At 44.4% G+C, this 24,885-nt stretch carries 13 protein-coding genes; 2 read left to right on the forward strand and 11 right to left on the reverse strand.

Annotated elements, in window-relative coordinates:
* Window positions 1-199 precede the first annotated feature (199 nt).
* The 11 genes from KKZ03_RS08225 to KKZ03_RS08275 form a co-directional block, all read right to left on the reverse strand.
* Window positions 200-1,255, reverse strand: coding sequence for a DUF354 domain-containing protein (locus KKZ03_RS08225; protein WP_243221022.1), 1,056 nt, complete (start codon window positions 1,253-1,255; stop codon window positions 200-202).
* A 53-nt stretch (window positions 1,256-1,308) separates the two neighbouring features.
* A complete protein-coding gene (locus KKZ03_RS08230; RefSeq protein ID WP_243221023.1) occupies window positions 1,309-2,070 on the reverse strand; it encodes a CpsD/CapB family tyrosine-protein kinase in 762 nt (253 codons plus the stop codon).
* The gene (locus tag KKZ03_RS08235) at window positions 2,070-3,827 is read right to left on the reverse strand and encodes a lipopolysaccharide biosynthesis protein (RefSeq protein WP_243221024.1); all 1,758 of its coding nucleotides are present in this window, start codon (window positions 3,825-3,827) and stop codon (window positions 2,070-2,072) included. The genes KKZ03_RS08230 and KKZ03_RS08235 overlap by 1 nt, the downstream gene beginning before the upstream one ends.
* Before the next feature lie 208 nt (window positions 3,828-4,035).
* Window positions 4,036-5,649 carry an oligosaccharide flippase family protein gene (locus tag KKZ03_RS08240; protein ID WP_243221025.1) on the reverse strand — a complete coding sequence of 538 codons (1,614 nt, stop codon included), beginning with the start codon at window positions 5,647-5,649 and terminating at the stop codon, window positions 4,036-4,038.
* Window positions 5,650-5,715: 66 nt separating this feature from the next.
* Entirely contained in the window at window positions 5,716-5,976 is a 261-nt protein-coding gene (locus tag KKZ03_RS08245) for a hypothetical protein (protein ID WP_243221026.1), read from the reverse strand.
* Window positions 5,977-6,059: 83 nt separating this feature from the next.
* Window positions 6,060-6,869, reverse strand: coding sequence for a glycosyltransferase family 32 protein (locus KKZ03_RS08250; RefSeq protein ID WP_243221027.1), 810 nt, complete (start codon window positions 6,867-6,869; stop codon window positions 6,060-6,062).
* Between the two features lie 170 nt (window positions 6,870-7,039).
* The gene (locus KKZ03_RS08255) at window positions 7,040-11,266 is read right to left on the reverse strand and encodes a DUF2341 domain-containing protein (protein WP_243221028.1); all 4,227 of its coding nucleotides are present in this window, start codon (window positions 11,264-11,266) and stop codon (window positions 7,040-7,042) included.
* Between the two features lie 293 nt (window positions 11,267-11,559).
* A complete protein-coding gene (locus tag KKZ03_RS08260; RefSeq protein ID WP_243221029.1) occupies window positions 11,560-12,672 on the reverse strand; it encodes a DegT/DnrJ/EryC1/StrS aminotransferase family protein in 1,113 nt (370 codons plus the stop codon).
* Window positions 12,669-13,712, reverse strand: coding sequence for a Gfo/Idh/MocA family protein (locus KKZ03_RS08265; RefSeq protein WP_243221030.1), 1,044 nt, complete (start codon window positions 13,710-13,712; stop codon window positions 12,669-12,671). The genes KKZ03_RS08260 and KKZ03_RS08265 overlap by 4 nt, the downstream gene beginning before the upstream one ends.
* 118 nt (window positions 13,713-13,830) lie before the next feature.
* Window positions 13,831-14,307 (reverse strand): acyltransferase, encoded by a 477-nt coding sequence (locus KKZ03_RS08270; protein WP_243221031.1) that lies wholly within the window; start codon window positions 14,305-14,307, stop codon window positions 13,831-13,833.
* A 431-nt stretch (window positions 14,308-14,738) separates the two neighbouring features.
* Window positions 14,739-15,896, reverse strand: a complete 1,158-nt coding sequence (locus KKZ03_RS08275) for a sugar transferase (RefSeq protein ID WP_243221032.1) — start codon at window positions 15,894-15,896, stop codon at window positions 14,739-14,741.
* 1,463 nt (window positions 15,897-17,359) lie between these two features.
* Here KKZ03_RS08275 and KKZ03_RS08280 point away from each other — a divergent pair.
* Together KKZ03_RS08280 and KKZ03_RS08285 are read left to right on the forward strand one after the other, a co-directional pair.
* On the forward strand, window positions 17,360-20,650 hold the full coding sequence (locus tag KKZ03_RS08280) for a hypothetical protein (RefSeq protein ID WP_243221033.1): 3,291 nt from the start codon (window positions 17,360-17,362) through the stop codon (window positions 20,648-20,650).
* 421 nt (window positions 20,651-21,071) lie between these two features.
* On the forward strand, window positions 21,072-24,809 hold the full coding sequence (locus KKZ03_RS08285; protein WP_243221034.1) for a DUF2341 domain-containing protein: 3,738 nt from the start codon (window positions 21,072-21,074) through the stop codon (window positions 24,807-24,809).
* The last annotated feature ends 76 nt before the right edge of the window (window positions 24,810-24,885 follow it).

Genomic DNA, 24,885 nt, shown 5'->3' on the forward strand with positions numbered 1-24,885 from the left:
GTATAGACATTAAACGATTTATAAATACCTGTTGTGATAAATTAATGTTCACTAAATACAATATTTTTATCGATTTTCCTCTATAGGGGAAAAGAAGATTTTATCTATTTAAAGTGAGGCATTTGTAACTGGATATTTCTAACTCTATTAGCTTATTGTGCCATTAAGTTGGACGGTTAACTCTTGAAAGACTTGTATATTAATAACTGGAACAACGCTCTTTCATTATTATCCCGTCAATATGCGAAATTATGCTGTTGAGGGTTTTTCCAAGCTTTAAATCCGTAGGGTTAAATTCTTTACTTCGATGCTGAAGCAGAATTTTGTTGTTAACCTCATTAATGTTTTCGATCAGCACTAATCTCCCTTCCTTTTGTAGTTGGCGATCGACCGCGCCACTTTTACCGCGAAAGATGCTGTAAACCGGAACGCCCAGCGCTGCTGCCTCACGATTCATGGTTCCTCCACCGCTTACGACAAGATCGGAATGCCAAAGCAGATTAAGACCGTTAACGGCCTGCTTGGGTATAATCACTTTGTCGTCTTTAAACCACTGAGGCCAGTTTTTTCGTATTTGCGTTTCCTGAAGCTTGTTTCTTGGCAGAAGTATTACTGTAATTGCTGATATAGCACATACCCGTTGCATGAATGCAGTGAAAAGTTCATCACTTTCCGGATTATGATAGTGTGCCTCGTTTGCCGGGGGGCGAACGGTCACGATAATGTTATCGGCGTTAAGATTTAGCAGGGCGGCGATACTTGAGTCAGGCTTGAACTCGGGCGCATAAACATCTTCCTTGATGCCCTCGTAGCTTAAAATCCTGTCTTTTGTTTTACATTGCAAGCTTTCATCAGCGAGCGCTTCCGGAATAATTTCCCAACGTGGCTGTAATAATAATGGAGTTTGTGCATGTTCATAATCCATAATCATCACGGTCGGAATTCGTAGCAAGTTGCATAACAGAATTTGCGATCGAGAACCGTGAGACAGACCTATCGCGGGTTTTTCACGAATGATAAATGGTAATAGTTGTAAGCTGCGCCAGCAAAGCCCCAGCACTTTAAAAATTGGGTTTTTACCGTAATGCTTGCCTACCTTTTTATGGGATAAGCCGTAAAGAGTCGCTAATTCGCAAACCTGAAAAGCATCACGAGCAGTAGTTACCACACTATACCCCTTGATTTCCAATTCCCGTATTATAGGTTTGAAAAAAGGGACATGCGGCGTATTATCGAGATCAATCCAAATTTTCATCGTGGTATTAGTCATATTTTAAAAAATAAAAGTATAGCTATCAAAATCAGCACTCAAGTAAGAACAGGCTCGTTTGCATATCCATACTGATAAGTTGGAATTGGCTGTCTTGACTTGTTGACAACCAAACCAAGCAGGTTTGTTTGCTCCAGAATGTACATGGAATGTTGCAGTTCATTGGTAGTGTTTTTACCATCCTCGACAACAAGTAAAGCAGCATCAATATGTGGCATAAATAACAAAGCGTCATCCGCTGCAAAAAGTGGAGGAATATCGAAAATAATTATCCGTGATTCATAACGTGATTTAATCTCCTTAATGAGATTGACCATTTTTCGTGATGAAATAAATTCTGAAGCATTATTGTTGGAGCTAGTCCCAGGTAAAATAACGAGGCGCTCAATGCCTGGATTGATTAAGATGTCTTCTAAAGATATCTCTCCTTTCAGATAATCGGCAAGCCCCAATTCCTCTTGGAGACCCAGATATTTGTGTAGACTTGGGCGTCTGAGATCAGCATCAACAAGCAGAACACTTTGATTTCCCTCCATTGCTATGGCAATCGCAAGATTTACTGAGACAAATGTTTTTCCTGCACCTAACGTTGCGCTTGTTATGGCAAAGCTGTTCCAGTTATTCTCCCGAAGCTGTCTGAGGATATTGGTTCGAAGCACACGAAATATATCTGCTCTTGGATCGTTGTAGAGGCCCATAATAACGCGATTATTTCGCAGCATTTCCGGATCAAGAATAGTCGTTTTGGTTGTTGTATAGCGGATCGATTCGAGCGGGTGTTCATCAGTAAGATTCATCATTAATTGCTCCTCAGAAAGGTTTCCGCTAACGGAATGGAGTAGATGCATATGACAACTGTAGTCAGCAGAATTAAGGTTACGCCCGTCCAGACCATGATTTTTTTCATTTTAGCTTGCTTAACGAGTCGCTCTGCCAGCTCGAATGGGGCTTCTATGTAAGGAATTACGACTAACGGCATTAGACCGGTGATTTCGCTTATTGCCCTATAGCCTCTTATACCAGGCGTTATAAACTCGACAAGAAAAGCAACGCCAAAACCTGCGATGAGACCGATAAAAATACCGCCGATGGCCACTTTTCTTCTGATCGCTTTTTCCGGGTGCGTAGGAAGGGTAGGTTGCTCGATGATGGTAAGCGTTTGTCCCTGTTGTTGCTGTTCCAGTGTTTGAACCAGTTTGGCATCCAGCCATTTTTCTTTTAGCTGGGTATATTTTTTTATGGCATTATCCCGATCCCTGATTAAATCGGTATAGCCCATCTCAACTTGAGGAGCCTCTAAGAGCATGGCTTGCATTTTTTCAACTTTCGCTTTTAAATAATCCTGCTTTTCCTTTAGTAGGTTAAGTTCTAATTGACTGCTTTTATATTGTTGCTCCACACCATAATAAGCCGGATTTGTAGTATGTATTAGCATCGACTCCAGCTCCTGTTTTGAGGGCTGCGATGTATTTTTTAATTGTTGTTGCAATTTATCGATTTGCTTTCTGCGCAGGTTTATATCCGGATGATTGTCGGCATACGTTTTTTCCAGTACTTTAAGTTCGCGTTTCGCCTCTGTTAATTGATTCACCAGATCTTCTGTGGTTGATTGACCTTCAAAGGCAGGATCTAATGCTTTTATTTCACGTTTAAGACGAAGTACAGACGGGTGTGACGGTGAATAAATACTCGAAAATTTAAGGTATTGCGCTCGCATAATTCTTAGTGCGTCATCCCTGCTTTGTGGCGCTTTGCTATCGAGACTGCCGGGTAAATTTTGTTGCGCTCTTGCCAACTCCGCTGATAAAAAAGCAATTCTTTCCTTGGTACTGCGGATTTGGTTGTCAGTGTCTCTCAGTTCGTTTTCGGCTCGGTCTATCGCTGCCAGATTCCCTTGTACTTGCTCCGGTAAACTGAAGTTGTTTTGTTGCTTGTATTGGGCAATTTTTCTGTCAATTTCCTGAAGCTCTCGGCTTAGCTTTTCTGATTCCTCCATGAGGAAATCAGTCGCTTTAACAGCACGCTGAGTTCGAGCCTTGTCATTTTGTTCAATAAATAAAGTGGTCAGCTTGCTTGCTATTTCTTGTGCCTTGATGGCTTCTATATCACTAAATGAAATATCAAAAGCAATTTCAGCCATTCCCGAATGAGTTTGAGGTGCCAAGGACGAAGTGGTTAACTTAACTTCCGTATTTTTCCTGAACAGTTCCGCCAGCTCATATTGGGCAGAATCATTTTTGATATTCGTAAAGTCCTTGTCGGTATTCTTATAAAGGCCATTCGAGTCGATAATCGACAGCACATTATCAGTGGTCATGACCCTTTGATAAATTGATTGAATCTGTTCGTCTGCAAACTGCGATACCGTCGATTCGAACAGTTTTGTTGGAATGGGCGCTTCGATTAGTATCGTTGCCGTTGAGCGATAAACCTTGGGCAAGTTATAGGCAATCATTAATGACGTTAAACTGACAACCAGCCAGGTAACTACAAGATAATATTTGCGTCGATATACAAGGTCAAGGCAATCGGCTAATGATTTAGTGTTTTGTTCCATAAGTGACGTGTTTACAACTCATTCTATTGTATATAAGTATAGTCAATTATTTCGATACTATCAGGATCTAATAAAACAATGACAAAATAGATGCTTTCCTGCTTTCCGGTCATACTAAGACAGCCAAAGGCTATGAAGGCAATTTCCTGCGAAGGATATACCCAAGTCGCCGGGCAGACTACCTGGTACGTGAAAAGAAAATTGAGTTTTAAACCATTTTCACAGAATGTTCCGTTGAGTACTTTTGCATCATAAAGACCTTTTTTACAACGCCAAATATTGGTACTGAGCTACCCATTATAATAACGCCGTTCAGAAAGTATAAGAATCCAGTTGTATTGCCAAGAGTACTTAAGAAACTCATAGAATAGCTTATAGATCCTAGTGTTATAGTTGTCCCTTTGAGGAAGTCCAGCGGAGAATCTATTCTGTTTAAGATGCATATTGAGCCCAGTGTAACAAAAGATAAAATAATCAGTTTTAAGCGTCCTGAATCAATTGATGGAGTAAGCATTTTTTCTACATAAATCATCTGACAGATTGAGTGCACAAAATAAGCCGTAAAATAGGCTAAAGCAAGACCCATGCTGCCATATTCCGGAACGAGAAGCCGGGTCACTGCAATTAATATCGAGGCCCATAACAGGTTGAACAGAATACCAACCCATTGGCGTCCTGAACCGGCCATTGCCGTTCCTATAACCGTATTAACAATGTTCAAAAATGCTGCGATCATCAGTACATCAATAATAGGCAATGCCGCATTATATTGAGTCCCAAATAGAGATACCAAAGGACCGCGAAAAGCAATGACAAAAACGGTAACCGGCAGTGCCAAAACCCAAGTTAATTCAAGGTTAATCCAAACGACTTTACGAAACTCATTAGGATCTTTTTGTCCATGTGCTTCCGCGAAGATAGGGAGCATGACCGACCCCAAGACTTGTGGAATAAAGATAATAAACTGTCGCCATTGGTTTGCTGCGTTAAATATCCCCAGTTCTGCGTATCCGTTGGGCTGGTTTATAAGCATAGAGTTTGTTAACCAGGTAACAGGAATAACAAGGAGTGCTGATAGCACCGTAGGTAGAGCATAAGTCCAGATAATACTGATTTCCGATAAGGACGACAGGTTAAAATAATCGCGTTGAATACCGTATCTGGCGCATTCCGTGCGGACTGCAAGGGAGGCAGCTATAAACCCTATTGTTGATACAACAACTGAGGCTATTATTGCTCCCATCACTCCATAAAAATAGACCAATGGTATTGCCATTACTGGGATAGCAATTCCCTGCACAAGGCTGATACGAGCGACTTTTCTGAATGCTTCAAAGCCGGCTAAAGTTCCCGTTTGAATACCTGTGATCGTCGAAACAAAAAGGAGTAATGAACCAACGCGCAACAAAGGTGCAATTTCTGGACGGTTTAATGTTTCTTGAGCAAGCCAGGGAGCATATATAGCTACACCAGCTGCTACCAAAGCTGCTGTAAGGAAAGATAGACTGGTAGTAAGACTAAGAATCCTTCCTGCCTTCGCGGGATCCTTGCTCCTGTATTCAGCCAGATACTTGGTCATGGTGCTACCCATAGCGAAACCGGCAAAAAGTCCGAACATGCTGATAGTGCTGTCTACCATTCCATAAACACCATACTGATCGCGACCCAGAAAGCGCGCGATGAAGATAGTCGATATCATGGAGAATATCCGTATTGCGATCATTCCCGCTAAAGACCAAACGGCCCCAGAGAAAAGCCGCGCATACATAGGAGAGGTTACCTTCAGAGACATTGCTTTCTTTTTTAATGTCAATATATTCATCTTGGGCCAAAGCCTAACTTAAAATAATGATGAAGTACTCTAACTTCTTTGTCGGCAGACATACCATCACCATGCGGATTGTGAGCGCCGTGCAATATCAGATAGATAATCTGGTTTGTCAGCTTCTGTTGGCGCAAAGTGAAGTATCGTGAGGAGTGAGGATGCCAAGCGTTTGTCTTTCAAAGGCCACGAAGACTGAACTTGCAATACACGTAATCCGTCCTCAACGAGGTCGACCGATATTTTTTGAAAAACATGGCCCCAAGATTGCTTGGATTTTTTTAGATTTAAATCCATATCTGGATCAATCCCAAAAATACTTGACATTTGGTTGACGATATCCTGAATCTGACTAGTAAGGCGTATATGACAACTCATAGTTGACTCTTTTCTATGCATTAACTCATTTTTCATCGGTTTAAAATTCCGTTTCGAATTTTAAATTTCAACATTTTGCATATATCGATAAATGAAAGCTGTTTGGTTATTTCATACATATCTTGGTATGAAATTTTTCCTTGGCTTTGAAACTCTGAACGGTAATAGCTGGCATGTATGCTTTTTTTGTAAGGTCTATTTTCATCTTGCAACCAAGATCCGGCAAAATGATGAGAGGTATAATTTTTTGGCAAGTCAAGGCAGAAACAGGTGGACGGGAAAACAGCAAGCTCATAGCCTTGATCATCAATGCCAATCTGCATTGAATCCAGATTCTTGTCTATTCCGTATTTTTCAATAATTAATTCGGAAACCCAATCAGTATTTGGCGGCTCGTTAATACCCCCAAATGGCCGACTTTCATAACGATTCAGAACGGCACCAGCAAGCCCATGTCCGGCAGTGCTTCCCCAAACAGCAGTAAAAGGTTTTTCTAAAATTTCGAAGCCGGTAAATGCACCGTATTTTAGAAAACTATCCAGTGGGTCTTTAACTTCCACATCGGTATCAAGATAAACACCTCCATGATTATAAAGAGCCCATGCACGGACGTAGTCTGATACAAATGCGTACTTCTTTTCTTGGTATGCCTGTTTTACAAAATTATTCATACCAATATCAAAGTTATCTTCATTCCAAACTATTATCTTCCAGTTTTTTAAATGGACTCGCCAAGAATCCATACAGCTTTTGGCAAGCGTTGGCATCTCTTTACCACCAAACCAGCAACAGTGAATTACTTGAGGAATATTGTTTTCCTCATTAGAAATAATTAATGTCATTTCACTTGCTCATCAGAATTTATCATTGTCGTTTTACTCCTTTAGTCGATCAGTTCTCAAGTAACGCTACCTTGAATAATAGAATTGGAAACATTAAAACAAGGTTTCCTTTGCCTTTAAGTTAACAGGCTTTTCGACACTATTTTTCATTTAAGATATCAATCTTAGGTTTAAGGCGTGACAGTCGTAGTAGGTTCCACACTGGCATACTTGCGCACCAGCACGTTGTTGAACTGAGCCACCGTATTTTGTTCCCCGTATAGCGCTATTGCACCCGCAATGTAACGGGAAGACGAGGTCTGAAGCATCAAAACATCATCCTTGTAAACATCAATGGCACTGCCATGTACTCTCACGCCGAGTTTGTACCAGGCGTTGATATTAACTACTCCAACCGCTGCATTGTTGAGTGTCGAGGCATTCCCGCTAACCCAGTCATAGGCATACAGGTTGTTGGTTCCATCAAGATCCTCATAAAGATTTATGGAATACAGGTTATTTTGATCAGTGCTACGTACACCAAGACCCATTACCCGTCCGCTGACTTGTTTACCATAGGCTTCCAAGACATAATCGCTACCTGTGTAGGTGGAACGTAGTGCCTGCCTGAGACTATTGCCAATAGTGCCCTGTAGCACACCACCGGTTGTGCCGTTCTGTTGGGTAGTTGTATTGGCGATAGCCCATGTGCCGGCAGTCGCAGCCCATTTACCTGTATCGAAGTTTGTAGATCCGGAATCAAAGTCGTCAAAGAACTCGAAGGTCGCCGTTCCGTTTGAAGCACTGGTAGTGACAAAATTGCCATAGTACATATATAAAGTAGTTCCTGCTGTTGGAACCGTTGGTGCCTTCACCCACACACTTGCCTTGTGATTGACAGCATCCCAAGTCTCCACCCAGAATGGAACCAGAGTAAAGCCATCACTAGTTGTGAAGCGGACATCACTGCCATCATTATTTGCTTTGGTGAAGTCAAAAGTATTATCAAGTATCACATGAACCTGAAAATTACTCAGATCAGTGCCGCTTGGGTTGACAACCGTAACTGCACTGCGGCTATTCCACGCCGGATCAAGCCAGCCTTCAACAGGCTGGGCATTGATCGTTATGGTAGCTGTTTGGGAGCTTCCACCGTAACCGCTGGAAATTGTCACCAAAGCAGGGCTTGATACCACGGATGTATTCATTGTGAAGCTGGCACTGGATGCACCGCTTGGCACTGCCACGGTTGCCGGGACATTCACCGCCAATGGGTTGCTGCTGTTTAGCGCTATCACTACTCCGCCGCTTGGAGCAACTCCGCTCAAAACCACTGTTCCTTGGGATACTCCTCCACCTACCAGATTAGCAGGGTTCAGCTGGAGTGAATTTACTGTCAATGGTGAGCCCATTACCGTTACCGTAGGTTCCACACTGGCATATTTGCGCACCAGTACATTGTTAAACTGAGCCACTGTATTCTGTTCACCGTAAAGCGCTACGGCACCCGCAGCGAAATCAGGTGATGAGGTCTGGAGCGTTAAAACACCATCTTTGTATACCTCTATGGCATTGCCATGAGCTTTTACTGCAAGCTTGTACCAGGCATTAGGATTAATAACGCCAACTGCTGATTTATTAAGTACCGAGGCACTTCCGTTTACCCAGTCATAGGCATACAAATTGTTTGCTCCATCGATATCTTCATACAGATTAATGGAGTACAGATTATTCTGATCAGCGCTTTGTACTCCAAGACCCCATAATCGTCCGCTCAGTTGCTTGCCGTAGGCCTCCAGGACATAATCAGTTCCTGTGTACGTGGAACGAAGTGCTTGCCTGACACTGCTGCCAATGCTGCCCTGCATTACAGCGCCAATCGTGCCATCCTGTTGGACAGCTGCAGCGGCAACAGTCCATGTGCCACCAGTCGCAGTCCATTTGCCGGGATCGAAGTTCGTAGATCCGGAATCAAAATTGTCAAAAAATTCAAAGGTGGCTGTTCCGTTTGAAGCACTGGCCACGACGGAATTACCGTAGTACATATATAAAGTGGTACCTGCTGTTGGGATCGTTGAGGCCTTCACCCACATACTTGCTTTGTGATTGGCAGGATCCCAAGTTTCCAGCCAGAATGGAATCAACGTAAAACCATCACCAGTCGTGAAACGCACATCACTGCCATCGGCCTTTGCCTTGGCAAAGTCAAAAGTACCATCGAGTGTTACATGAACCTGAAAATTACTCAGAGCAGTTTCGCTTGAGTTGACAATCGCGATCTCACTACGGTTAGTCCATGCAACGTCCAGCCAGTTTACGCCAAGTGGCGGTGTAACCGTCAGTACCGATGTTTGAGAGCTAGCCCCATAAGTTGCTGTAATGTTTAAAAGATTCGTGCTCAACGTCGGATTGGTATTTATCGTGAACGTTGCGCTCGTCTCACCACCCAGTACCAACACGGTTGCAGGTACGCTCGCCATTAAAGGGTCGCTGCTGCTTAGAGATACTAACGTCCCACCGACAGGAGCCGGGCTGCTCAAAATTACTATTCCTTGAGATACTCCACCGCCGACCAGACTGCCCGGGCTAAATTGGGGTGCACTTACTGTTAACGGAGTGCCTATATTTACAATGGCAATGGGTTCCACATCGGTATACTTTCGGACCAGTAAATTGTTAAACTGGGCCACCGTGTTCTGTTCTCCGTAAAGTGCTATGGCGCCTGTAGCGTATTCGGATGATGAAGTCTGGAGCGTTAAAATATCATTCTTGTAAACATTGATGGCATTGCCATGTGTTTTCACCGTAAGCTTGTGCCAAGCTTTTGGGGTTATTACTCCAACAGCTGTTTTATTAAGCACCGAGGCACTTCCATTTACCCAGTCATACAGATACAAGTTGTTTGTTCCATTGAGATCATCGTACAGATTGACGGAGTACAGGTTGTTCTGATCCTTAGCCCTGATTCCAACCCCCCACAACCGTCCGCTAACTTGTTTGCCATAAACTTCCATTACATAATCATTGCCATTATAAATGGAGTGTAGTGTCTCTCGGGCTGACAAGCCAATTGTGCCCTGCATCACGCCACCGACCGTACCATTCTGTTGGGTCGTACCGGTAGAGATAGTCCAAGAGCCTCCAGTGGGCAACCATTTAATTGGGTCAAAGCTGTTTTGTCCCGGGACTATTGTCTGTCCGGCAGTCATGTCCGCAACGCGGTGATCCAGCGTCCAGATACCAGTTGTCGTGTTTTGTTTGCAGAAGTACTCATGGAGTTCAGTGCCAAAGATGTGCTGAAACATGCAGGCACTTCCATCCACTAAAGTTGGACTACCCGGCAAAATAAAAAAACCGCTGGTGGGTGCTGTACTTCCATAAACCAGTGTTGTCCAATTCCCGTTGCTATCCTGGCTTTCCGTAGACAGGAAGTATGTTCCATCGTGGAACATCATATTGGGAGCCGCCAAAATATTAGTCGGTGCCATAATAAGGCTATTTTGTAGAACAATGGTCTCTGAAGTTGGATCGTCCAGGTTTTCTATTGTAGTTGCGCTACGTGCACGGATGTAATTACTTGATGCTACGCCATTAAACCAGTAAATATAATAATTGCCGTCGTTTGTATTGTAGAAAAGATTGGGGTTTTGATTAGTCGTATCAACCTCAGATTCTACAATAGTCTTCACATCAATAAAGTTGATGCCATCGCTGCTCTCCGCAAGAACAATATAACTTGTGGCGCAGAAGTCCTTGGTATAGAGCATGTAGAATATATCGCCGACTTTTAAGACAGAAGGCCATCTGCCGTTCAGGAATAAAGGGGAAGTTTGTTTAGTCCAGGTTTTCAGGTCATTACTTAAGGCCAGACCAACACCGCCGCAGTCAGCCTGAAGACCATAGTAACCGGAGTAGGCATAACCGCCACTATTGTTCTGCACCACGCTCATAGTATGTGGTGCTGCTGTCTCCCAAGGTTGATCCTGGACCATTACCGTGTCGGGAGCACCAAGGTTGTAATAGCCAAATGCCGGTGTGTCTACTTCAAAATCATCAAAAAACTCGAAAGTAGTTTCACCGCTTGAGGTACTTGCAGCGTTAGCATTACCATAGTACATGTAAAGATTAATACCACCGACTGGAACCATTGGTGCTTTTAACCACAAACTTGCAGTATGATTGACGGCGTCCCAAGTTTCTATCCAGAATGAAATCTCGGTAACGCCATCGTCAGTAGTGAAACGTATATCGCTGCCATCACTGTTTGTCTTGGTAAAGTCGAAGGTACTGCCCAACGTAACATGAACCTGAAAATTACTGAGTTGTGTATTTCCTGAGTTGATAACTGTAACGATATTGCGATCGCTCCATTGCGTATCAAGCCAGCCCTGATTGGACTGTACTGGCATGGATGACATTAGCAGCATTGTCAGAGCCACTTTGAAAACAAATGGTAATTTGCAAAAGTACGAAATTAGCATGATACGAAACACCTATAGTTTTTCAGAAAGTACACTTCCAGATTCGCTAGGGGGGTCCGAGAATAGAAAAACTACTGCGGAAAAGCTATTTCTGCCATACTCCGCTCATTTTTGTTAAATAGCATAACTATTCGCCTCGAATGACCAAAAAATCTGACTAAAAAAAGCTTCTCCCGGCTACGTTTCCCATTCTCGGATAACCCTCGTGAGTTTTAAATTCTGAATTAAATTTAAACAGATTCTGTTTTTCTTGAAAGTATTGAAATGGCATCACTCACTTCTTCACATTGCGCTCTGCTTAAATTGGCGTGCATAGGCAACGAAAGAACTTCATTTGCTGCCTGTTCGGAATGGGGGAAATCGCCTTTGGTATAGCCCAAGTCCGCATAGGCAGGCAAAAGATGCACGGGAATTGGATAATGGATGCCGGTCTGAATACCTTTGGCTTCTAATGTTTGCTGCCATTTGCTTCTTTGTCGAGTGCGGATCGCATAGATATGATACACGTGCCGGGCATATGACATTGCCTCTGGTGTCTGTACGTCGCTATCGGCCAAGAGTTCGTTGTAATGCGCTGCTGTTGCTCGCCGTGCTTCGGTCCATTTTTCCAGGTGACGTAGTTTGACTCTTAGCACCGCACCCTGAATACCTTCCATGCGATAGTTATAGCCTTTGAGCACATGCTGATATTTCTGCTCTGCACCCCAGTCACGCAGCATACGGATGGTGCGGGTATATTCGGCATTGTTGGTTACCACCATGCCGCCTTCTCCATAAGCACCCAGGTTTTTGCCGGGATAAAAACTAAAACAGCCCATGTCACCCAAGCTACCTACACGTTTGCCTTTATACTCTGCGCCATGAGCCTGTGCGGCATCTTCAATGACTACCAAACCATGGCGCTTGGCGATTTCCAGAATAGGATCCATGTCCGCCGGTTGACCATACAGATGCACAGGAATTATGGCTTTGGTTTTTTCGGTGATTGCCTTTTCGATTGCCTTTACATCAATAGTGAAAGTGCCCGGATCAATATCCACAAATACGGTCTTGGCACCGGTATAGTCAATTGCCGCTACGGTCGCCACAAAGGTAAAGGGGACGGTAATTACCTCGTCGTTTTGACCTACACCCGCTGCGAGCAGGGCAAGATGTAATGCACTCGTTCCGGTGTTTACGCCAATCCCGTATTGGGCCTGGCTATAGGTGGCAAATTCCTGTTCAAATAAGGCTACTTCGGTGCCCAAAGTAAACTGACAGCTTTCCAATACACCTTGAATGGCTGCATTGACTTCATCTTTAATTTCGGTGTATTGGGTTTTCAGATCGACGAACGGTATCATGCTACTTTCCTGCCTTGATGCATATGTATGCCGTTAAGTTCGACACATCGGCCACGCTCGTTCATTGAGCGGGTAGCGGCTTCGATTAATTTTATTACTCGCAAGCCTAGTGCGCCGTCGGTTAATGGCGTCTTGCCATTTTCAATACAGTCGACAAAATGTTTGCCCTCGACGCTGAGTGCCTCGCTGGCATCCAACTTGGGAGCTCTCATATCTCCGGTGCGGTAGCCAACCCGCATTTCGTAAATTTGCCGGGGGTCATCGGTAAAGCTGACACCTTTGTCGTAAATCTTAATTTTTTCACTCGGTTCAAGATCGTCATAAATGATCATTTGTTTGCTGCCGCCGATGAGTATCTGCCGTACTTTTACCGGTGCCAGCCAACTGGCATTGATATGCGCGATAATTCCCGAATCATAGAACAAGGTAAGGTAGGCCAGGTTTTCCGGTGTGCCGGGAAAGTGGTTGGTACCCACAGCAGATACTGCGATTGGCTGTTCTCCGAGTAGATAGTCAAGAATTGAGAAGTCATGTACCGCTAAATCAGAGATGACGTTAACATCCCGCTGAAACAAACCGAGATTGATTCGGGTAGAATCGTAGTAAAGAATATCACCGAGTTCACCTGCCTTTACCATATCCCCCATCCTGCATACCGCACCAGTGTAAAGGAAAGTATGGTCGACCATGAGTACTAGCTTACGCTTTTCAGCTTCATCAACCAGCATGCGTGCCTGAATCGATGTCTCGGTCATGGGTTTTTCCATCCACAAATGCTTGCCAGCCTTGAGGGCAGCCATTCCCAGTTCAAAATGGGTACTGACTGGTGTCGCCACTGCAATGGCATCGATTTCTTTATTCTCGATCAGATCCTGAAAACGCGTAGTAGTCTTAATCCCTGGATAGCGATTCTGCATTAATTCTAGTCTTTTCGGATCAAGATCAGCAACACTTTCAACTTTAATTCCCGGGGTCTCGCTGAAGTTCCTTACCAAATTAGGACCCCAGTAACCGTACCCAATAACGCCTATTTTAATCATGATAGCTTTCCTTAAATCGAATAAAAAAATTGTATTATTTATGTCGGCATGTTTGCTTGGTTTTGATAATCCAGGCAACAGCGAGAACCGATAGAACGGCTATCAAAGATATCGTTAGTTACTCTTGAGTTCGTGTATGTCCAATCACACGTGCAGGAACGCCGGCAACAATTGCATAATCGGGGACATCCTTGGTAACTACCGCGCCGGCACCGATCAGAGCATTTTTTCCGATAGTTATGCCGCACAGGATAGTTGCATTACTGCCGATTGAGGCACCTGATTTAATGCGGGTGCGAATTAATTGCCAATCAGCTTCCGTTTGTAATTCGCCGTCTTCACCGACTGCTTTTGGGTAGGTGTCATTAATAAACATGACACCATGGCCTACGAATACACACTCCTCAATTTCTACACCCTCACAGATGAAGCTGTGGCTTGAAATTTTGCATCGGGCACCAATCGAGGCACCTTTCTGTATTTCCACAAAGGTGCCAATCTTGGTATCAGCGCCAATTTTGCAACCATACAGGTTAACGAGATCGGGGTGAAATATAACGACACCTTCACCTAACTGAACATCTTGGTTTATCATTGATTACTTGCTCCGAAGGTAACGGGTCAATAGCAGGGTTAAGTTATACATGGGGTTATCCAATTATCCATAATTAACATTATTTTTAAATTTTTCATTTTAAAGTATAGATCAAACTTATTGCTTTATGGTTAACGATTCCCCATAAATCATCTGAAAATGTTATTTGTTAACAAATTCGGTATTGTCTTAAATTATAGTTTTTTAAACCAACTAAACAATTGGTATAAGTACCTACGTAAAAATACTGACAGCTGATGCTTACATATCTAACAAAAAAAATCAGTTGTCTTTGCTTTCAAGCATCGAAATATCATCGGTAGATAAAAAATAGTTAACGACTAGCAACTAACTGACTGTAAAAATTGCCAGGTTGTCGGATTTAAACTCAGCATTGACTGTAGTTAGAATTAAACCATACGGTGTATGGATTACACCCCACCTCTGCACTTTAAAACAGTCTCAATCGTTCTGAATAATATATTTATATCCAATAGAAGAGACCAGTTCTGAATATACCGAATATCGAGCCTCACCGAATCATCCCATTCGGTCTTGCTTCGACCTTCTACTTGCCAAAGCCCTGTAATACCTGGTTTCATCTCAAGTATTCGCTGGAGATGCCACGCTTGGTATTTCTCGACTTCGTAAGGAAGAGGTGGCCTCGGTCCAACCAGGCTCATATCCCCCTTTAATACATTAAAAAACTGCGGCAATTCATCAATACTGGTTTTTCGAATGAATCTTCCAACCTTGGTTATTCTGGGATCCGATTTAATTTTATAGAATGGTTTTTCCGTATCCCCCTGATTGACTTTAGTGTGGCTACCTTTAATAAAATTGTGGATGTATTCACGGTGTATTTTGTCATCCAAATTCACCTGCATGGAGCGAAATTTGTAAAAGTTGAAAGGAGTGCCTTGTCTGCCCAATCGGATTTGCCTGAAAATCATGGGGCCCGGTGATGTTGCTTTAACAGCCAATGCTGTTACTAACATAACCGGCAGGAAAATAATGATACCGATAATCGAACCTATGATGTCGACGCCTCTTTTTAATAGTAATTTAAACCATGAACTGCTTTTTGAATTCTTTAACTTAAAAGGGAAAGCATCTGGCCGAATAGAGCCAATTTTTTCAAGGCTTTCAAAAATATGATCAGGATAACTTGAGGTAGTCGCAGAAAATTGTGGCTTTTTATTGCCATTAACTAATTTTTCACAGAGTTCTTTCGCGCCTTTTTCGTCAGTATGAGGAAGAAGGACTCCTATAGTTCGATTATTGACAAAGCCGCTAATGTCGGTATCTCGAATCTTTTTTCGAATGATATCCAAGATGTTTTTCATATTAACGGCTTCGCTTTCGGTCTCTTTTTCAAGGGTCAGTAAGATAATTGATAGCGTGGACTTGGACCGTTGCGCCCTAAGCTTCTCAAGACGTAACTGGTCAATAAAATATGAATCGAAAAATAGCTCATCGGAAGCAATCCGATATTGGCTCGAATTATTCGGCAGAGCGGACGATGGTTCAAATTCTTCCAGGAAAGAGCCGGTATTTTTTATTTTCATTTCAATGCTATGTGGTTTCATATAATCCAAATCCTGCAAGTTCCAAGAACTTGTTTATGATTTTTTAGTTACCTGTTTGTTTAAAGCATTTTTTTAACATAAACAGGCCGATATTATTTACCTGCTTTTCTAATTACCTGATTACCCGAGTGCTTCAGTCTGCAATAAAACGTCGTTATACCTGCAGGGAAGCCGAAATTCAGAATTATGCGTGATAACTTTAGCGTAATTTTAAAGTTTAGACAGGCTTCCGCATTTAAACCAACATGACTGAGATTTCTTGATGATCAGGTCTACTTACTCACTTCTGTTTTTTATCATTTTAGATTTTGTGTGCTTGATTTACGCCCCGCTATTTTATGGGTTTGTTTTTTGAATAATATTGAAAAATGATATTTGTTTTTAGGTGCATGGGCATTTTTTTAATCAGGACAAACTATGTTAAATAATCCAACAGCTGGTTGTTTGTATGAAAGTCTACAATTGATCAAATTTTTGCCCGTTTACGATGGCCAACTATAAAAAGACTGACGATGTAACCTTCCAAATCGGTGATGCAGGTTTTGGTAAACACTATCGAATATGGTAATTCGTTTGTATTAAAAATATATGGCTAGTCGTTCTGATTTGCGATTTTTTGAAAAATTATAACTTCAGCCCTATCTCTTTGGAGAATACGTAGTAAGACTATCTATAGATATGTAGCTTTCGAGATAGCAAGAGAAAAGTCGCAATTCGTGTCTGTTAATGAGTATAGTAGATTAAAAAAATAATTAGCAGGTTCTAAAAAAATCAGGCAACAATTTTTTTTAAATCCTCATATTTTGATTTGCCGCAAAAAACTCATTAATAAAATCACCCTGAATTGTAAAAGTTAATTTACGTCAGTAATATATTTTTCTGATTTTAAAAAATAACAGGCCATAAGAATATTTATGTAGCGAAGTGAAGCATAAAAAAACTGACACTTTTTTGGTAAACACAGCGAGATAGTTAGCTTGTTGAAATGTGAATAGGCGTTGGATATGTAAAACGACTAACTTGTTCTGTTAGATCATATTAGGTATTTATACGTATTGTGATTAAGTTCAAAATATTATAATTTGTGCTTAAAGTGGCTAAGCAGGGTATTAACTTTTTATCAGATCGCTGTTTATAGTATTGCCGGTTAGACGCGATTTATGCAACTTTGGCTCATGCTTTTTGTAAATCTACCATAGAACATAGTTAGTTAGCAGAAAATTTACATTATAATTTTTTTACGCAAATGTCCTTTAGGATAAATGCCTCGTCATTATAATTAGATAGGATATTTTTTTATGTACAGTTTATCTCGACAATGTGGCTGTATGAGTTCGATGCGCATTGCGTGCCGTCTACTAATAAATTTATTTGTAATTACCTTGATGGCCTTTCTTGCAGTTGACTCCGTATCGGCATTATCGAACGTCGTTACGTATCATTATGATATCAGTCGCTCCGGTTTGAATGCGAACGAAGTTACTCTCACTCCAGCTAATGTCAATTCGGGACAGTTTGGTAAGCTTTTTTCCCATACTGTTGATGGACCGGTGTATCCCCAACCGCTATACGTTGAAAATCTGATAATTCCAGATCAGGGAATCCACAATGTCGTCTTTGTGGCGACAGATAACGACACGGTGTATGCCTTCGATGCCGATTCAAACGCTGATTCAAATGCGAGCCCGCTTTGGAGTGTCAGCCTCATCGATACCGCCCATGGTGCAGCTCCGGGAGCCACGGCTGTGGCGGGTACTGATATTGATTGCCTGGATACTTTTGCCAGTGGAGTCACCGGCACACCGGTGATTGACACCACTACAGGTACGATGTATCTCGACGCGACTTCCAAGGAGAATGGGGCAATCGTGCATCGCCTGCACGCCCTCGACATTACTACAGGCGCAGAAAAGGCACCTGGGCCGATTCTTGTAAAGCCGACTGTTGGCTCAACTAATTTTGATCCAGCCAAGGAACATCAAAAGGCTGGCCTTCTACTGGTGAATGGTACTTTGTTTGTGGCCTTCGGCTCGCATTGTGATGCCAATCCGTTTCATGGTTGGTTAGTCGCTTATGATGTTGCAACATTTACCCAAAAAGCAGCCTTTAACTCCACACCGAACAGTAGCGTAGGGGGCGGGATATGGATGAGTGGAGGGGGTATTGCTGCGGATGCCAATTCGAGCATTTACTTTGGCACGGGAAATGGTACCTACTTCGACGTGACATCACCTACATCATTTGGCAACTCGGTGATGAAATTAGGGCAGCCAATCAACGGGTCGCTTCCTGTACTTGACTGGTTTACACCCTATAATCAAAGCCAACTAGATACTCAAAATCTTGATCAGGGCGGTGGAGGCATCTTGTTGTTGCCTGACCAGCCTGCAGGATCGCCCAAACAGCATTTACTGCTTACAGGCGGTAAAGATGGGACCATTTACCTGCTCGATAGGGATAATATGGGACACTATAATGTCAACAATAATAATGCAGCCTGGCAGAGTATTCCCAATGCAACACCTGGCTTATGGTCGACACCGGCATGGTGGAACAACAATGTCTATTTGGCCGGCAGCGGTGATGCCGGAGAAGCCAGCGATTATTTGAGGGCTTATCGTTTTAATCCTTCCACAGGGTTACTCTCTGATGTTCCTACGTCTCATACTTCGGCGCTATTCTCGTTCCCCGGACCGACACCCTCTGTATCATCGAACGGGACAAATAACGCCATCGTATGGGCCTTGCAAACCGACCAATTCGGCCTTGAGGGCGTTAATAACGGCCCGGCTGTTCTTCATGCTTATGATGCGACAAATCTGGCGATCGAGCTGTATAACTCAGCACAGAATTTATCGCGCGACAATCCAGGGCTTGCCGTAAAAATGGCGGTTCCGACCGTGATCAACGGTAAAGTTTATGTGGGTACGCAGACACAACTGAGCGTTTTTGGCGAACTGCCCTTGTTTGCGAGTGTAAGTGTGAATCCGGCCAGTGTGGTGGGCGGCGCTTCCTCAACGGGAACGATAACGCTTTCGACAGGTGCGCCAGCGGGCGGTATGATTGTGACGCTTGGCAGTAACTCTCCAATCGCAAGCGTTCCAGCCAGCGTTGCCATTGCTGCCGGGGCAACCAGCACCACTTTTCCCATAACTACGCTTGCCGTTATGAGTGCCACTACGGTAACTATTTCAGCGACTGACGGCATCACGCCACAAAGTGCGAACCTGAGGGTGAATCCTGTTTCGGCGGGAGGTGCTGTTAGCTTTGTCCAAGCTGCCGGGAACTTCGGCGAGTCAGTGCCCTACACGGTAAATATAACACCAACTCCGGGAGATTTTCTTGCCGTGTTTGTCTGGCAGATTGAAGCGTCAACGACTCCCTCAGTCATGACTGACGATGTCGGAAGCGTCTACACAAAAGATTGCGACTTTACTTTCGAACAGGGCAACGGCGTCAGGCGTCTAACTGTTTATCATTTGGCAAATGCACCCAGTGGAATTACGGGGGTCAACATCACTCCGAACAAGCCATCGCGTACAATCGTTGCCGAGTACTCGGGAATGCCAACCAGCGGAGCAATGCTTGATGGATGCGGTACGGTAAACAATCAGACTGTTGCAAGTACAGTCTGGTCTTCCTTGTCCATCCCCACCACAGCTAACGATTTAGTCTTTGGGCTGACTGAAACCGGATACTCGGGTAATGCCGGCTTTGCTCCGACCGGGGCCTGGACGGGCCGATTTACGCAACACGACCCGGTCGACATTGACGATAGCTATTTTGGGGATCAGATCAATGTGGCACCAGGGAGTTACACGGCAACCGGTACTTCCACGGTTTCAGTTCCAAAATCCTCTGTTGTAGTCGCGTTTAAAACTACCGCAAGCCCTGTGGCCTTGGCCTTGGCGTCGGTGACCCTGAGTCCGGCGAGTGTACCAGGTGGTAGTTTATCGACGGGAACTGTGGCACTGAACGCGGTAGCACCTTCCGGCGGTGCGATCGTCGCGTTATCAAGTTCAAATTCTTCGGTCACGGTACCATCGAGCGTGACTGTTGCCGCTAATGCAACAAGTGCGACGTTTCCCGTGGCTACAAGTGGAGTCAGTGCGGTGACTCCGGTCACGATAACGGGCACTTACAACGGAACGCAAACCGGGACACTGACGGTGAATCCACTTCCAGCAGCCGCATTATCCTCGGTGAGCATCAGTCCCACGGCGGTGATCGGAGGTGTTTCTTCGACCGGGACTGTAGCATTGACCGGTGCGGCCCCCATCGGTGGCATCGTGGTGACTTTGTCGGACAATAGCGCAGTTGTCTCTGAGCCTGCCACTGTCACGGTGCCGGCGGGAGCTAGCAGTACAACTTTCATCATAGCAACGACGCCGGTGGCAAGCAACACCACGGCGACACTTTCTGCAGCGCTGAACAGTATAACTAAAACGGCAACGTTGACGGTCAATCGGCCTGCACTTGCTTCGGTATCGGTCAATCCTGCCACCGTAAAGGGTGGAACTTCCTCGACTGGAACCGTAACCCTGACTGGTGCGGCACCCGCAGCAGGAACCGCTGTGGTTTTGTCGGACAACAACACAGCTACCTCTGAACCTGCCAGTGTCACCGTTCCGAGGGGAGCGACTAACGCGATGTTCACCATAACTACGATCAATGTGACCAGATCGAGAAATGTGACAATTTCAGGCAAGCTTAACGGTACGACAAAGACAGCGACACTGAGCATCACACGATAGCTGATTTTCAAGAGAAAGACAGTGAATCGTTATTTTGAGCTTAAAAATAAAGTTGTAGCAATACATTAGTAAGAATGGAAAGAGCGTCACCCATTTTTCGCAAAATCTGAAATGGTTATATTTAATTTCAGAAACAGGAAATAGGCGATGCAAGAAATATAAGTACTTCGAACACGGGTTTATGAAAAGCAGCACGCAGAGCTCGAAGCTCCAATAGCATTAGCTGTGTAACAGCAGGGAAGCATTGCTTTGCCCATAAAGCCTGGTACTTCAATACCTGGGGGCCAGTTTGCTTATACCAATTTACAAAGTGCTTTAACATTGATTTAAATCACACCTATTTATTGGTAGGGATTTGGACGGCGTTAATTAGTCTGTTGTTTTTGCTTTTTTATCTATAGCCATTTGAAGGAAAAATAAAATGAATTTAATATTCTGTTATCGTTATATTCGCTATTCATGTCTTTTTTTGCTCCTACCTGTTTTGCTGCTTTGGCTTGGCTTGCATGCTTCGGCTTTCTCTACGACAGTAATCGATACGGGAAAAACAGGTTCGTACCCGGTAGCATCGCCAATTAATTCTCGATCATTGGCTTCCGAAAATGCATTGGTTTCCGGAAATTGGCTTGACCCTGCATGGATTGACCGCAGTGTAGTTACAATTAATAGCTCAAGCGCTATTGAGTTGAGTAATTTTCAGGTGCAGGTAAAACTGGATAGCACTTTTGACTTTAGCAAGGTAAAGAGTGATGGCAGTGATATACGTTTTACTCTTGGCGATGGTGTTACCCAGATTCCATTCTGGATCGAGACTTGGGATGTCGGCAATCGGAAGGCAAGTTTGTGGATCAAAGTGCCAACGGTTCCGATAACAGGGACGACTTTATATATGTACTATGGAAATCTAGCGGCTACAGGGGCTTCCAGTGGAGCTAATACCTTTGAGTTTTTTGACGATTTTAATTCCGGATCTACACTGCTTGGTTATTATAACCTTGGAGCGCCCACTACGGTTTTAGTGCAGGATCAACCTTGGGAGAATGGTGCATTAGATGCGCCACATACAATGAGCGTTATCGAGAACAATAACGGCGGCTATGTCTATTGGGGATATTATGGTCTTCAGAAAGGTTGTTCCGGGATTGGGCTGGCTTTTAGCAATGATTTGGTTAGCTGGACAAAGTATGACCAAAATCCATTGATTAACACCGGTAGATGGCCTACGGTCTTAAAAGTCGGGAGCATCTTTTATATGCTTTATACTAAAGATTATTGTACTTCCACCCCTTATATCGTGCTTGCGACCAGCACAGATGGTATTAACTTCGCGGATCAGAAGATTATCGTGCAGCCGCAACCCGGCTTTAAGAACCAAAATCCCAACCTCTACTTTAACCCGAATGACGGTAATTATTACATTTATTGGTTTAACTACGGGGGGGCACCGACTGACACTATCAGGACAAGAAGTGCGAGCACCATTGAAGGACTCGATAACCCCGCTTCAGAAACTATTGTGCTGCAATCCAATGATGTTTTGGCAGCTCCCAATATGATGTTTCGTGATGGCACATACTTTCTTTCGACGGAAAGCCTGGATGCCAATTCGGCCTGGATTACAAACATTTACTCCAGCACTAATCCTACCAGCGGTTTTTCTCTTTTACCAAACAATCCAATCCTGGCACAGGGATCAGCCTGTCTGTTTCAGCACATCTTCGGAACCGAACTCCATGAGTATTACTGTAAACAAGACGGAGGAACCGGCATCTGGACTTTGGAACATCGGCTTGCCGACCTGACTTTGGGTAGAGTACAGTTTCAAGATGGTATAGACCCTGGTAAATGGGCAGTGACTGGCGGTTCGTGGGCAGTTATCAACGATACCCAACAGGATGGCACTGTCGGTGGTGTATTACGGGGTACGATTGGTAGCAGTATGAGGCAGGTTTTACTGTCTAAATATAGCGGCAGTGATTATGTGGTTGAGGTGTATGGCAAGCAACTTAACGGTCCGGTTTGGGGTATTGGAACACGGGCTTTGGATCAGAATAATCTTTACTCTATTAATTTGTACGAGAATCTTGATGATACCAACAACCTCTATGTCTATGATTGGGTAAACGGGGGCGCATCAACGCTCAATAATATAGCGGTCGGAGCGGTAAATGCTAATGCATGGTACAAGCTTTCGGTACAAATGCATGGCAACGCCATTGATGTTTATAAGGACGACAGTTTGACGCTTCAGGCGTCATCTTCTTTGTATACGGCAGGAACCATAGCGCTTTATGGGGAAAAAAATACAGTCGCCGAGTTTAATAATGTTCTGGTACGTAAATATGCGGCAGTCGAGCCATCAACCACTGTAGTATCGGAAATGCCATTGACACTGGGTTCATTACAACTGAATCCGAATAGTGTATTAGGGGGAGACTTATCTCAGGGGACTGTGGTTTTGCAACGTCCTGCCCCGATTGGGGGAGTAATTGTCACGCTATCAAGTTCTGATCCTTCGGTCACGATACCCTCCAGCGTAACTGTTGCCGCCAATGCAACAAGCGCGACTTTCTCCGTAACTACAAGTGCAGTGAGTGTGGTGACTCCGGTCACGATAACGGGTACTTACAACGGAACTCAAAATGCGACGCTTACCGTTAATCCTGCTCCTGTTGCCTTTGTTAAAGCTGCCGGCAACTTCGGTGAGTCAGTTCCCTACACCGTTGGTATCGCACCAACTCCAGGGAATTTTCTTGCTGTATTTGTCTGGCAGATTGAAGGAGCAGCGACGCCGGCAGTCATGACAGATAATCTTGGAAGTATCTACACAAAGGATTGCGACTTAACTTTCAACCAGGGTAACGGTTTGCGACGCCTTACTGTGTTCCATCTATTAAATGCGCCTGGCGGAATTACAAAGGTCAATATCACTCCGAACAGGCCATCACGAACAATCGTTGCCGAGTATTCAGGAATGCCGGTTAGCGGGGCGATGTTTGATGTTTGCGGAATGGTAAACAACCAGACGACTGCGAGTAATACTTGGTCTTCTTTGGCCACCACTACCACAGCGGTCGATTTGGTTTTTGGACTGACCGACACGGGATTCTCCGGCAATGCCGGCTTTGGTGCGAGTGGAGCCTGGATAGGGCGTCTGGCACAACACGATACAATCGACGCAGATGATAGTTATTTAGTCGATCACATCAATGCAGCACCAGGGAGTTACACGGCAACCGGTACTTCAACTATCTCGCTGGCAACATCATCTGTCGTAGTCGCGTTTAAAACTATCTCAAGCCCTGCGGCCTTGGCATCGGTAACACTCAATCCGGCGAGCGTTCCAGGTGGAAGTTCTTCAACGGGAACGGTAGCGCTGAATGCGGCAGCGCCTTCCGGCGGAGCGATGATTGCGTTATTAAGTTCGGATCCTTCGGTTACGGTACCATCAAACGTGACTGTTGGTGCCAACGCGACGACCGCTACTTTTGGGGTGACGACGACCACTGTAAGTGCGGTGACTCCAGTTACAATAACGGGCACTTACAACGGAACGCAAACCGGGACACTGACTGTGAATCCACTTCCAGCGGTCGCATTATCCTCTGTAAGCGTGAATCCTTCGGCGGTGACAGGAGGTATTTCCACGACAGGGACTGTGACGTTGACCGGTACGGCCCCGATTGGTGGCATTGTGGTGACTTTGTCGAATAATAATTCCATTGTCTCGGAACCTGCTTCCGTCACCGTGCCGGCAGGAGCTTCCAGCGCAACTTTTACCATAGCAACGACACCGGTGGCAAGTAACACTACGGTGACACTTTCTGCTGCGTTGAACAGTATAACGAAGACCTCTACGATGGTAGTCAATCGGCCGGCGCTTGCTTCGGTGTCGGTTAATCCTGCCAGCGTGAAGGGTGGAACTTCCTCGACTGGAACCGTAACCCTGACAGGTGCAGCACCCGCAGCAGGAACCGTTGTGGCTTTGTCGGACAACAACACCGCTGCGTCTGTACCTGCCAGTGTTACTGTGCCAATGGGAGCAACTGGCGCGACGTTTACCATCACTACCACTAGGGTGAACAGTTCGAGAAATGTGACGATTTCAGGCAAACTTAACGGCACGACAAAGACAGCCACGCTGGGCATCACCAGGTAGCTGATTATCAGTGGACCAGGAAGTGAGTTTTGTATTTTCTGAGCTGAAAAATAAAAGCCTGGCAAGGCAGTTGAGG

The sequence above is a fragment of the Methylobacter sp. S3L5C genome (assembly GCF_022788635.1).
GTDB lineage: Bacteria > Pseudomonadota > Gammaproteobacteria > Methylococcales > Methylomonadaceae > Methylobacter_C.

Bases quoted from the DNA above. Each gene is read 5' to 3' on its own strand.
- KKZ03_RS08285 (WP_243221034.1), top strand. From the start codon at position 21,072: ATGAATTTAATATTCTGTTATCGTTATATTCGCTATTCATGTCTTTTT.
- KKZ03_RS08255 (WP_243221028.1), bottom strand. From the start codon at position 11,266: ATGTCATCCATGCCAGTACAGTCCAATCAGGGCTGGCTTGATACGCAA.
- KKZ03_RS08245 (WP_243221026.1), bottom strand. From the start codon at position 5,976: ATGTCAAGTATTTTTGGGATTGATCCAGATATGGATTTAAATCTAAAA.
- KKZ03_RS08240 (WP_243221025.1), bottom strand. From the start codon at position 5,649: ATGAATATATTGACATTAAAAAAGAAAGCAATGTCTCTGAAGGTAACC.
- KKZ03_RS08250 (WP_243221027.1), bottom strand. From the start codon at position 6,869: ATGACATTAATTATTTCTAATGAGGAAAACAATATTCCTCAAGTAATT.
- KKZ03_RS08225 (WP_243221022.1), bottom strand. From the start codon at position 1,255: ATGAAAATTTGGATTGATCTCGATAATACGCCGCATGTCCCTTTTTTC.
- KKZ03_RS08265 (WP_243221030.1), bottom strand. From the start codon at position 13,712: ATGATTAAAATAGGCGTTATTGGGTACGGTTACTGGGGTCCTAATTTG.
- KKZ03_RS08235 (WP_243221024.1), bottom strand. From the start codon at position 3,827: ATGGAACAAAACACTAAATCATTAGCCGATTGCCTTGACCTTGTATAT.
- KKZ03_RS08275 (WP_243221032.1), bottom strand. From the start codon at position 15,896: ATGAAACCACATAGCATTGAAATGAAAATAAAAAATACCGGCTCTTTC.
- KKZ03_RS08230 (WP_243221023.1), bottom strand. From the start codon at position 2,070: ATGATGAATCTTACTGATGAACACCCGCTCGAATCGATCCGCTATACA.
- KKZ03_RS08270 (WP_243221031.1), bottom strand. From the start codon at position 14,307: ATGATAAACCAAGATGTTCAGTTAGGTGAAGGTGTCGTTATATTTCAC.
- KKZ03_RS08260 (WP_243221029.1), bottom strand. From the start codon at position 12,672: ATGATACCGTTCGTCGATCTGAAAACCCAATACACCGAAATTAAAGAT.